8 protein-coding genes are annotated in these 11,917 nt (G+C 37.4%); 2 read left to right on the top strand and 6 right to left on the bottom strand.

Annotated elements, in window-relative coordinates:
- Nucleotides 1–335: 335 nt before the first annotated feature.
- The 4 genes from BLR79_RS04120 to BLR79_RS04105 form a co-directional block, all read right to left on the bottom strand.
- Nucleotides 336–3,836, bottom strand: a complete 3,501-nt coding sequence (locus BLR79_RS04120) for a pyruvate carboxylase (protein ID WP_092085147.1) — start codon at nt 3,834–3,836, stop codon at nt 336–338.
- Between the two features lie 68 nt (nt 3,837–3,904).
- A complete protein-coding gene (locus tag BLR79_RS04115; protein WP_092085145.1) occupies nt 3,905–4,618 on the bottom strand; it encodes a 5'-methylthioadenosine/adenosylhomocysteine nucleosidase in 714 nt (237 codons plus the stop codon).
- Nucleotides 4,619–4,642: 24 nt separating this feature from the next.
- The gene (locus BLR79_RS04110) at nt 4,643–4,864 is read right to left on the bottom strand and encodes a hypothetical protein (protein WP_092085143.1); all 222 of its coding nucleotides are present in this window, start codon (nt 4,862–4,864) and stop codon (nt 4,643–4,645) included.
- Nucleotide 4,865: 1 nt separating this feature from the next.
- A complete protein-coding gene (locus BLR79_RS04105; RefSeq protein WP_234970807.1) occupies nt 4,866–5,435 on the bottom strand; it encodes an NUDIX hydrolase in 570 nt (189 codons plus the stop codon).
- A gap of 148 nt (nt 5,436–5,583) precedes the next feature.
- On the opposite strand from BLR79_RS04105, the gene BLR79_RS04100 reads away from it, so the two are divergent.
- Complete coding sequence (locus tag BLR79_RS04100) at nt 5,584–6,651, top strand: 5-bromo-4-chloroindolyl phosphate hydrolysis family protein (protein WP_092085141.1); 1,068 nt, start codon at nt 5,584–5,586, stop codon at nt 6,649–6,651.
- Nucleotides 6,651–7,910, top strand: a complete 1,260-nt coding sequence (locus BLR79_RS04095; RefSeq protein ID WP_234970805.1) for a toxic anion resistance protein — start codon at nt 6,651–6,653, stop codon at nt 7,908–7,910. Before BLR79_RS04100 ends, BLR79_RS04095 begins: the two co-directional genes overlap by 1 nt.
- 20 nt (nt 7,911–7,930) lie before the next feature.
- On the opposite strand, the gene ileS is transcribed toward BLR79_RS04095, so the two are convergent.
- Nucleotides 7,931–10,729: an isoleucine--tRNA ligase gene (gene ileS / locus BLR79_RS04090; RefSeq protein ID WP_092085140.1), complete on the bottom strand. Its 2,799-nt coding sequence runs from the start codon at nt 10,727–10,729 to the stop codon at nt 7,931–7,933.
- Between the two features lie 264 nt (nt 10,730–10,993).
- The gene (locus BLR79_RS04085) at nt 10,994–11,905 is read right to left on the bottom strand and encodes a DivIVA domain-containing protein (RefSeq protein ID WP_092085138.1); all 912 of its coding nucleotides are present in this window, start codon (nt 11,903–11,905) and stop codon (nt 10,994–10,996) included.
- Between the last annotated feature and the right edge of the window lie 12 nt (nt 11,906–11,917).

Here is an 11,917-nt window from a genome sequence, read left to right as displayed (position 1 = left end):
GAATACCTACCATACACAAGTCGTTTTAGCACGGGCACGACCATCAAATAATCTAAAGAAAATAAAGTTTTATCTTTATCGATTTATACGAGGTGTCTCGAGAATTCTCTCATTTGACACCGTAGGTATTAAATATTTCCACAAAATAGAACGCCGCTCCAACCAATTGTCCTTATTATGAATGAAGTAATTGAATAATCTTTAAAACGCGCTCACAGGGCGTTCTATTTGTATGTTTACTTTTAAAAAAATGAGTAAAACTAAACGTTGATTGAACTTATTTTCCTTTATTCGTCTAATCTAGAATTTCTTAACGTAAAAAGGGTAAATTCAAATTAAAGTGGATCAATTTCAATGAGTAAATCGCCTGCTTTAATACTGTCACCTTTTTGACAGTGAAGCTTACGGATAACTCCTTTAAATGGTGCTTGAACCGTTGTTTCCATCTTCATTGCTTCAGTAATGAGTAGGACATCATTCACATCGACTTCTTGTCCTTCTTCTACTTCCACTGCAAAAATCGTTCCTGGCATTTGCGCACCAATATGTTTTGGGTTAGAACGATCGGCCTTTGGCGTTAAAGTCGTTGTTGTTTGTGCATTTTGATCTTGAACTTCTACTTGATGTAATAAGCCATTTAAGTTAAAGAATAAAGTACGTGTGCCGTCGGATTTGACAGGTCCAATACTTGTCAATTCGATCATTAAACGTTTACCTGGTTCAAGTTCAACAGTAATACTTTCGTTCAGTTCCATACCGTAGAAAAATGTCGGAGTATCTAATTGACTAATGTCTCCGAATTCATCGCGGTATTGTAAGTAATCTGTATAAACTTTTGGATATAAAGCATAGCTCAATAATTGGGTTTCTTTTGCTGATTCATATTGATATTCTTCCACAATTGCTTTAGCCTCTTCAAAGTTATAAGGAGCTAACAGGTCACCTGGGCGACCAGTATAAGCTTTACCACCCTTTAAAACAACAGCTTGCAATTCTTTATTCATGCCTCCAGCAGGCTGTCCGATATCTCCTTTAAAGAAAGATACGACAGATTCTGGGAAGTCTAATGTTTTACCTTGAGTTAAAACTGACTCTTCGTCTAAATCATTTTGAACCATAAATAACGCCATATCGCCGACCACTTTAGAAGATGGAGTTACTTTAACAATATCACCAAATAATAAATTGACACGACGATACATGTCTAATACTTCATCGAAGCGGTCTCCTAATCCTAAAGAGACGGCTTGCATACGAAGGTTAGAATACTGTCCTCCTGGCATTTCATATTCATAGACTTCTGGCCAGTCAGAAATAATGTCCGTTTCAAATGGTTTGTAGTAACTGCGAGTGACTTTCCAATAATCACTTAATGCTTCATTAGCCTGTTGATTGTTTAAAATTTGTCGGTCTGTTCCTTGACGAGCATAATAAAGAGCATTCGCTGTCGGCTGAGAGTTTTGTCCACCCATAATTGCATTAGCCGTATCAACAATATCTACTCCAGCATCAATGGCGCGAGAATAAGTTAGTAGTCCGTTACCACTTGTATCATGCGTGTGTAGGTGAAGTGGAATATCAACGGTTTCTTTTAATGCTTTGACTAACTGATACGCCGCTTCAGGTTTCAAAATACCTGACATGTCTTTAATCGCTAAAGTGTGAACCCCTAATGCTTCGATTTCTTTAGCCAGATTCACGTAATAGTCTAATGTATAAATACTTGAACGATCTGGATTTAAAATATCGCCTGTATAACAAATAGCTCCTTCAACAATCTTACCTGTTTCTAAAGCCGCTTCAATTGGGTATTTCATTGTTTCTAGCCAGTTTAATGAATCAAAAATTCTAAAGACATCAATACCTTCTTTAGCACTTGTTTTGATGAATTTGTCGATGACATTATCTGGATAGTTTGTATACCCTACCGCATTAGATGCTCGAAGAAGCATTTGAAACGGAATATTAGGAATCAATTCTCTTAATTGTCTTAAACGATCCCATGGACTTTCTTTTAAGAAGTTGTAAGCCACATCAAACGTCGCTCCGCCCCACATTTCTAACGAGAAGTAATCATTTAACGTTTCATTGATAAACGCCGCAACAGGCGTCATATCTGTTGTACGTAAACGAGTGGTTAAAATCGACTGGTGAGCGTCGCGTAGTGTGCTGTCAGTTAACAGAACTTTCTTTTCATCTAAAACTGCTTGGACGACTGCTTCGGGCCCTTTTTCGTCTAATAACAATTTAAAGTTTTTAGGCTCTTTTGTACTTAAATCTTCCCATCTCTTCTTACGGTTTCCGCTTGACGGAATCACTTCTCGTCTTAAATTAGACGTTAGAGGAATTGGGCGTTGTTCAAAGGATGGCTTTTCACCTTTTTCGATACTTGGGAAACCATTGACGGTGACGTTAGCAATATAGTTTAATAATTTGTTTCCACGATCTCTTGGGGGAATGAAATCAAACAATTCAGGATGAGTGTCGATAAATAGCGTATCATAATCCCCTTGTTGGAACGCTTCACTATGAAGAATCTTTTCTAGGAAGCGAATATTTGTTTTAACGCCGTTAATTTTCATCTCTTGTAAAGCGCGAGCCATCTTATGAATTGCGCCGGCTTGACTCATGGCGTAAGAGCTAATCTTAACCAGTAATGAGTCATAGTGAGGTGTAATATTTGCACCACTAAAGGCGTCTCCTGCGTCAAGGCGGATTCCTACGCCACCTGGGGAGTTATAACTTGTAATACGACCCGAATCTGGCGCAAAGTTATTTAATGGGTCTTCCGTTGTAATACGACACTGAATAGCATAACCACGAATGTGAATGTTTTCTTGTGTTGGAATATCTACCGACTCATCAAATAAACTCAAGCCTTGAGCGATTTGGATTTGAGCTTTAACAATATCGATCCCTGTAATTAATTCAGTAAGTGTATGTTCTACTTGAATACGTGGGTTGACTTCGATGAAATAAAAATCATCTCCGGAAACTAAAAACTCGACGGTTCCCGCATTTAAGTACTCCACATGATTCATTAATTGTAAAGACGCATCAGTTAGTTGTTGGCGCATCTTCTTAGATAAGTTAAAAGATGGAGCGACTTCAACAACTTTTTGATGACGGCGTTGGATCGAACAATCGCGTTCATATAAATGAATGACATTTCCGTGATGGTCCCCTAAAATTTGAACTTCAATATGTTTAGGAGATTCGATATATTTCTCTACGTATAAATCATCATTTCCAAAAGAAGACATGGCTTCAGAACGAGTACGGTTATAGGCTTCTTCGATTTCTTCTGGGGAATATACAATACGCATTCCCTTACCGCCTCCACCACTCACTGCTTTAATGATGACTGGGTAGCCCATTTCTTTTGCATATTGTTTTACTTCTTCAACGGATTCTACCGTTCCATCAGTTCCTGGAATAACTGGAAGTCCAGCATCTAAGGCAGTTTGACGCGCTCTAGTTTTATTCCCAAACATTTGTAAATGCTTGATTTCTGGACCAATAAAAATAATTCCTTCTTCTTGACAACGGCGAGCAAAGGTTTCATTTTCACTTAAAAAGCCGTACCCTGGATGGATCGCATCGACTTGTTTATCTTTAGCTAATTGAATGATTCCTTCAATATCTAAATAAGCTTCCCGTGGACCTAAATTCTCACCAATTAAATAAGACTCGTCTGCTTTTTGACGGTGAAGCGAGTTAATATCTTCATTGGAGAAAATAGCAATCGTTCTTATGTTGAGCTCTTGACAAGCACGCATAATACGAATCGCGATTTCACCTCGGTTAGCGACTAAAACTGTTTTAATTTGATTCATTTTGCACCTCGAATATTAAAAATTATATCGTTAAGTCTCATTGTATCATGTTTTTAATCATTTTATCATTATTTTTCTAATGATTGTGTCGCATATAAATTGATGAAACGATACACTAAGTCGGCTGAGGTACGACTAGCTAACTGGACAAAGTCTTCAAAAGAAATCGGAGCAATGGCATTGGCATTGTCCGAAATAGCTCGGATAATAATGAAAGATGTATCCATTACATAACTTGCTTGAGCAATAGCAGCTGATTCCATATCACAAGCACGGACCGTTGGGAAGTGGCCACGGATTTGCTCAGTATGTTCACGACTGTTAACAAATTGGTCACCGCTGACAATTAATCCTAAAATCGGCTCTTGTCCATTTAAACGACAAGCTTCTTGAGCTAAACGCATCGCTTGCATCGTTGGGTAATAAGCTAAAGGCATGCCTGCCATTTGACCCCATTCATAGTCAAATCCTGTTACATCAACATCATGGTGAATCAATTCGTTAGCGATGACAATATCTCCTACTTCTAACCCTTCATCGAGAGCTCCAGCTGTTCCAGTGTTAATAATTAAATCCACATCAAAGGTTTCAACTAAGGTAGCTACACTAATGGTCGCGTTAACTTTTCCGATACCTGATTGCACTACGACAATGTTTATGCCAGCAATTTGTCCGGTATAGTAAGTTGCTGAGTGCTTTTCTACTGATTGTTTATTTTCTAAACGTTCTTTTAATAGCTCTACTTCTTCAGCCATTGCTCCAATAATTCCAATTGTTGTCATTCAATCCACTCTTTTCTATTTAAATTACACTAAAAAGACAATTAATAATACAGCTAATAATAATACGCCGACGATAATAATACCGTGATTTAAAAAGCGATCTACCTTGGCGCTATATTTAGCCCGGTACCGTCGTTCCACTAATTCTTCTTGTTCTTCAACGCTCGGTTGAAAGGTTTCCGGCTCAAAGGAATCGCCATACTCTATTGAATAGTCTTCGTAATCATTATATTTTTCTTTAGTCATCTTATTCACCTAACCAATATTGCAATGCGTGAAGTGTCTTTAAATCTACGATTTCGCCTTGTTGAATCATCTGCTTAATCTCTTCTTTAGTAAATAAAGCACTTTCCACATTTTCATTGTCATCTTGAGGTAAAGGGTTTGCGACTTTTTCTAATCCAGTGGCTTTAAATAAAGTAATCTTTTCATCTAGAAAACCGGGAGAGACATAAAAGCTAGCTATCTCATGCCATTGATGAGCTTTATAATCTGTTTCTTCTTCTAATTCTCGTTCAGCTGCATATTGATGGGATGGATCTTCATCATCGATAATTCCGGCCGGCACTTCATAAATCCATTCATCAATCGCTGGACGATATTGTTTAACTAAAACAACTTGTTCTTCTTGTTCTTTTTTGATCGCTAAAATACAAACGGCGGGTTTGTGGTGGATGAGTTCGCGTTCTACCACTGCTCCATTTTCTAGTTCAATATCATTGACGTATAATTGTAAAATAGCCCCGTCATAAATTTGTTTTGATTGTTTTAATCCGTCCGCCATTAAAAAGCGAACATCTTCTTTTTTCATTTTCATACCGTTACCTCCTTGTTGTTTAAATTGTACCATTGTCTTCTTCAATAGCAACATTCTTGTATATGAGACTTGAGTCTGATTACTTTATTAAAAGAAGGTGCTATCATTTAAGTAAGGTCAAAGAAACTGTATTTAGGAGGTTATTAAAATGAACTTAATTATCCTTTTACTCGTCCTGGGATACGGGGGTATTCAATATTTAATCTATCAAAAAAAAGATCCCGAACAATCATTTTATCGGCGGATAAGTAAAATAAGTAAAAATACCTTTTTCGTTAGTTTAGCGATTTTTGTTGTTTTATGTGTTGTTTTATATATTAGCGGAAGCCTTTTTAATCCCCTTGTCGCTTTAATTATGATTATGTCACTATCGGGTATTAGCATTTTAAGTTTTATCTTCGAATTAATTAATCAGCGTATTAAAGGAACTCACATACAAAATCAAGTGCTCAGCTTTTTTTACGCTTTTGGTATTTTTTGTAACTTTCTTCTCACTATAGGTGTTTTAACCGTCGACATGAATATATCCACTGTGGATCTCATTGCTTCTGCCGTCGGTGTTTTCGTAATGCTTGGAGCTTTAAACTCTATTTGTTCGTTAATGGTCTTTTTAATCGTTAGCATTTTAGGTTTATTTAATAGTCCTATTAAACAAAGAAGACGTCCCGTAGTAAAACGAGACTTAATGACTCATTATGAAGAACTAGGTATGACTCCTAGCGAAATCGATACATTTAGAAAAGAAATGTATGATGTTAAACAACACATTTTACGTCTTGAAGAGTCTGTTGAACAAACGGGTAAAATGCGCGCCTTAGCGTTACGTTACAATATTGTTGCGATCACTAAACGCTTCTTTAAAGATATTGTGGAAGAAGCAAATCGTATTAATGATGCCGAACGTTTTATTTATCACTTCTTACCTTCTTTAGTGGACTTAGTCGATAAATATAACGAAATTCAAGGACATATTGCTAAAAATAAACAAACTTATTTAATTTTAGAACGCAGTGCCAATGCGATTGAACAATTGATGATCGATATTATTGACGAATATACGGCTTTTCATGAGAAAAACATTCAAGATTTAGAATTTGAAGTCGAACTAGCAGCCAAATCTCGTTCACGAAAAGAAACTGATTTTACTACCTATTCATCTGAAAGTATTTTAAATGACTTTTTCGATGAAGATTTAAACAAAGAGGAGGAAGCTTAATGAGTTTAGATGATATGATAAATAAAACAAACTCTCATAACGACCATTTAATCGATGATTTGCTTAGCAATCCTTTCAATGAAGAACCTGAAGTAACTAACGAACCGACTTTAGAACAATCAAATTTTCAAATTAATGAAGTCGAATCCGAACAATTGATCGACCAATTACCGGAACATCGCCAACAACAAGCTAGAGAGTTAGCTTCAAAAATTGATGAAAATCAACTGTTTCAAGTCAGTGCTTATGGCTCTAAAGCCCAAGAAAAGTTAAGTGAATTTTCTAGAACGGTCTTAAACCGCGTTCAAATGAAAGACTTAGGCGAAATCGGAGACGTACTGCAAGATTTAATGTCCCAATTAAATGCAACCAACCCAACTCAATTGGAAGATAAGGGAGGCATGTTCCAAAAATTGTTTGGTAAAGTGAAGCATTCAATTTTGGAAACTCAACAAAAATACCAAAAGTTAGGTGCCCAAATCGACCGAATCTCTTTACAACTTGAACGAGAACAAAAAGGGTTACTTGAAGATAATGCCATGCTTGAGACTTTATACCATCAAAATAAAGAGTTCTTTGATGCGTTAAACGTTTATATTGCAGCAGGCGAAGTCAAAATGAAAGAATTACAAGAAGTTACTTTACCGAATGCGATTAAAAAAGCGGAAGAAAGTGGCAGTCAAATGGACGTTCAAATCGTGGACGACCTCAACCAATTTTTAACTCGTCTAGACAAACGAGTTCATGACTTACGCTTAACTCGTCAAATGACCATTCAACAAGCTCCACAAATTCGAATGATTCAAAATACAAACCAATCTTTAGCTGAAAAGATTCACGCATCAATCCACACAGCCATTCCTTTATGGGAGAACCAATTAACCATTGCGATGGCTCTCTTACGACAAAATCATGCGATTGATTCACAACGTGCTGTTACTCAAACAACTAACGAGCTATTACGTAAAAACTCAGATATGTTGAAACAAGGAGCGGTCGAAACAGCCAAAGAATCTGAACGAGGTGTCATCGACTTAGAAACCCTTCAATACACTCAACAAAACTTAGTGGATACATTAGAAGAAACCCTCGCAATTCAAGAAGAAGGTCGCCTGAAACGCCGTCAAGCTGAACATGAGTTAAATCAATTAGAAGACGAGTTAAAACATAAACTGTTAGACTTTGCTAATAATAAAAGAGCACCTCAAGCTTATCAAACTACGACAACAGACCAAAAAGAAAATCTCCTCGACTTTTAAGTCAAGGAGATTTTTTTAGTTTATTCTTCGTCTTTTTGTTCAAAGTAAGCTGGGAAATGTTCTTTTACAATGTCGTAACAACGCTCACATAATTCAGGCGCTTCTTCAATTGTACCTACTTCAGGACGAACGGCACGACAGCGATCGCACACTTTTCCTTCAGCTTCTGTGACTACAACAGCATAATCATCATAACGTTGTGCCTCTTCAGGAGCTTCTTCAATTGGTTTCATTTCAAATTGTGAAACGATTAATAACTGATCTAAATTGTCTGCTAATTGCGTTAATGAGTTTTCCAACGCTTCATCAACATATAAAGTAACTTTAGCTTCAAAAGATTTTTTGATCGGTGGATCAAATTTCTTCGCCGCTTCAAGTACACGGTAAATACCATGTTGAACATGGAAGAATAGCTCCCACGTTTCAACGAGTTGATTTGCCTTTTCAATGTCAGACACTTTCGGCATATCTTCTAATTGAACAAAGGCTTCTTTATCATTCCCTGGAAGAACGTTCCATGCCTCTTCCATCGTATGAATTAAAATTGGTGATAACAAACGAATCATACGGTGTAAAATTTCATAAATCACTGTTTGCATATCGCGACGTCTCTTATCGTCTTTTGCTTCAATATATAAAATATCTTTTGCAAAGTCTAAGTAAAAGGCCGATAAATCCGTTGTCATAAAGTTAATTGTTTTCGTATAAACAGTTGAGAAATGATATTCTTCATAAGCTGTTAATACGTCATGGGTATACTGATCTAAGCGAGCTAACATATATTGGTCTGCTGGACTTAAATCATTATAAGAAACCCTATGTTCAGCTGGATCAAAATCACCAATATTAGATAACATGAAACGAATCGTATTACGAATACGACGATATGAATCGGCTACTTGTTTTAAAATTTCTTGAGAAATACGAACGTCGTATAAATAATCTACACTAGAGACCCATAGACGAATAATGTCTGCTCCTAGTTCATTGGCGACATCTTCAGGCAAAATAACGTTCCCGATTGATTTACTCATCTTTTCACCTTTACCGTCCATCACAAAACCTTGAGATAAAACAGCTTTATAAGGTGATTGATCAAACGCAGCAATAGACGTTGTAAAGCTTGAGTTGAACCAACCGCGATATTGGTCTGATCCTTCTAAATAAAGATCTGCTGGGTAATTTAAGTAATCACGTTGCATTAACACTCCAGCGTAAGACGTACCTGAGTCAAACCAGACATCCATAATATCTTTTTCTTTAGTAAATTCGCCGTTTGGACTACCTGGGTGAGTATAGCCTTCTGGAAGTAACTCTTTACTGTCCCACTCAAACCAAATATTTGTACCGTGTTTTTCCACTAAGTCAGCTACATGGTTAATGACGTCTTGGTCAATAATCTCTTCGCCGTTTTCAGCGTAAAAGACCGGAAGTGGGACACCCCAAACTCGTTGACGTGAAATAACCCAATCGCGACGGTCGCGAACCATATTGTACATTCTGGCTAAACCGGATGGATGATGCCAAGTCACATCTTCTTCTACCGCTGTTAATAGTTCTTGACGAATCTTATCGATTGAAGCGAACCATTGCGGAGTGGCACGGTAAATGACCGGTTTTTTCGTACGCCAGTCATGAGGATAACTGTGCTCTACTTGACTTTGAGCTAGTAGATGACCTGATTCTTCTAATCGTTCAACAACGACGCGGTCCCCTTTTTTGTAGAACATTCCTTCAAAGCCTGGTGCTTCGTCAGTATAATGACCACGGTTGTCGATCGGTGAAATAACATCAACGCCATACTCTAAAGCAATTAAGTAGTCTTCTTCCCCGTGACCTGGCGCTGTATGGACAAGTCCTGTACCAGAGTCCATTGTCACATGATCTCCTGTCATTAATAATGACTCGCGGTCATAAAACGGATGCTTTGCTGTTAAGCGGTCAAAGTCTTTTCCTTCATATTCTTTAATAACTTCGTAATCTTCCCAACCAATATCTTTTGCGACTGCTTCAAGTAAATCTGTCGCGACAACAAATTGACGTCCGTCGACTTTAACTAAAGAATAAAAAGCTTGTGGATCGACAGAAATACCCATATTTGATGGGATGGTCCAAGGAGTGGTTGTCCAAATAACAAACTCTGCTTCCTCTGGTAAAACGCCCTTACCATCTAGTACTTTAAAAGCTACATAAATTGAAGGCGAAGTAACATCATGATATTCTACTTCTGCTTCTGCAAGAGATGATTCACTTGATGGTGACCAATAAATAGGCTTTAATCCTTTATAAATGAGACCGCGAGCCGCCATCTTACCGAAAACGCGTAATTGAGCCGCTTCAAATTCCGGATCTAACGTTAAATAAGGATGATCCCACTCTCCAGTAACACCTAAACGCATAAAGTCTTCTTTTTGACCCTCTACTTGGCCGAGAGCATACTCGCGACACATATCACGAAACTCTGCTAATGTATAGTCTTTACGGTTAATCTTTTTTTCGTTGATTAAAGCCGATTCAATAGGTAAACCGTGAGTATCCCAACCAGGTACGTAAGGTGCTCTAAAGCCTGTCATACTTTTGTGACGAACAATAATATCTTTAGAAATTTTATTTAAAGCGTGCCCAATATGAATTTGGCCGTTAGCATAGGGAGGCCCATCATGCAAAATAAAAGTCGGCTTTCCTTCATTTTTATTTTGAACTTGTTCATAAACTTTGGCTTCAAGCCATTCTTTTTGTAGTCGTGGTTCTTTTGTTGGTAAATTACCGCGCATCTCAAACGATGTACGGCCTAAATTTAATGTATCTCTTAGTTTCATTCAATGACTCCTTTTTTAATTTTAAATATAAAAATAGCCCTTCATAAAAATGAAGGGACGAATTCATCGTGGTACCACCCAAATTATTAAATTAAGTAATGTTTCTTAATTTAATCACTCATTACATGTTAACGCTTTTTAAGCGGTTTTAGCTACTTTGTTCACTAAAACGACAGATTAAAAGATAACATAAATTCTAGTGATCACTAGGCTTCCACCTTCTCCTAGCTCGCTGAGATATAAAGTTTATGTGTTGGTTTAATCTTAGTCTTTTGGTAATTCGAAACGGATGGATTGTCCGTTAATAGTTTCATTATCACTTACTTGAGGCGTGTTGTCAATCTCATTCACCGTTTCACCGTCTCCAAATGCAACGGTTTCTCCTTCTTCAAAAGAATCTACCGTCTCTTCTTCAAAAACTTCTCTGTCCACTTCATGAGGTGGTACTTCGTGAGGCGGTACTTCATGAGGTGGCACTTCATGAGGGGCTCTTCTGGCTTGTGGAGTAGGTGCTTGTCCTGGAACCGTCGGCTGACTTTGAGCAGCTGCTTGTTGCTGAGCTAATGTTTCTTCAAATTCAACAACTGATTCAGGTTTTTCAGGTAACTCAGGCAGTGGATATTGTTCATCTACCTCTTGAGTTAGACGATCAACTTCTTGTAAGCGACGCTCAGTATTTTCAAAGTGAGCTTGAGCTTCTTGAGTGTACTTATTGTGGCTAAATAATTCCGTTAAGTATTCTTGACGAATGGCGTCTAGTTGCTCAGTTAAAGTTTCTTCAATCTTTTGGCGGTAAGACTCTCCACTTTGGCGTAACCCTTCAATTTCACTCATCATTAAACGTGCTTCATCAGATAAATCGTTTAAGCGGTGATCAGCCATCTTTTCGGCTTCATATAAAATAAGTTCTGCTTCTTGACGAGCATTACTTTTCAAGCGTTCGGCTGCTTCTTGAGCAATTAAAATCGAACTGTTGAGTGATTCTTGAAGCTCCTCATAATAAGCTAGCTTTTCTTTTGTTGTTTCTAGCTCTTGAGTGAGTTGTTTATTTTCATCAATAAGTTTTTCAAAGTTAGCGGCAATAATGTCTAAAAAGTTATTAACTTGATCGCGGTCATAACCACGCATCTTGTGATCAAATTGTTTATTTAAAATATCAATTGGAGTGATCGACATCAAATAGGTCCC

It is taken from the genome of Dolosicoccus paucivorans, assembly GCF_900100125.1.
In the GTDB taxonomy this organism is placed as follows: domain Bacteria; phylum Bacillota; class Bacilli; order Lactobacillales; family Aerococcaceae; genus Dolosicoccus; species Dolosicoccus paucivorans.
Note: the sequence above shows the minus strand (reverse complement) of the source record. Positions and strands in the feature narration are given on the sequence as shown.

Bases quoted from the DNA above. Each gene is read 5' to 3' on its own strand.
- ileS (WP_092085140.1), bottom strand. From the start codon at position 10,729: ATGAAACTAAGAGATACATTAAATTTAGGCCGTACATCGTTTGAGATG.
- BLR79_RS04095 (WP_234970805.1), top strand. From the start codon at position 6,651: ATGAGTTTAGATGATATGATAAATAAAACAAACTCTCATAACGACCAT.
- BLR79_RS04105 (WP_234970807.1), bottom strand. From the start codon at position 5,435: ATGAAAATGAAAAAAGAAGATGTTCGCTTTTTAATGGCGGACGGATTA.
- BLR79_RS04110 (WP_092085143.1), bottom strand. From the start codon at position 4,864: ATGACTAAAGAAAAATATAATGATTACGAAGACTATTCAATAGAGTAT.
- BLR79_RS04085 (WP_092085138.1), bottom strand. From the start codon at position 11,905: ATGTCGATCACTCCAATTGATATTTTAAATAAACAATTTGATCACAAG.
- BLR79_RS04100 (WP_092085141.1), top strand. From the start codon at position 5,584: ATGAACTTAATTATCCTTTTACTCGTCCTGGGATACGGGGGTATTCAA.
- BLR79_RS04120 (WP_092085147.1), bottom strand. From the start codon at position 3,836: ATGAATCAAATTAAAACAGTTTTAGTCGCTAACCGAGGTGAAATCGCG.
- BLR79_RS04115 (WP_092085145.1), bottom strand. From the start codon at position 4,618: ATGACAACAATTGGAATTATTGGAGCAATGGCTGAAGAAGTAGAGCTA.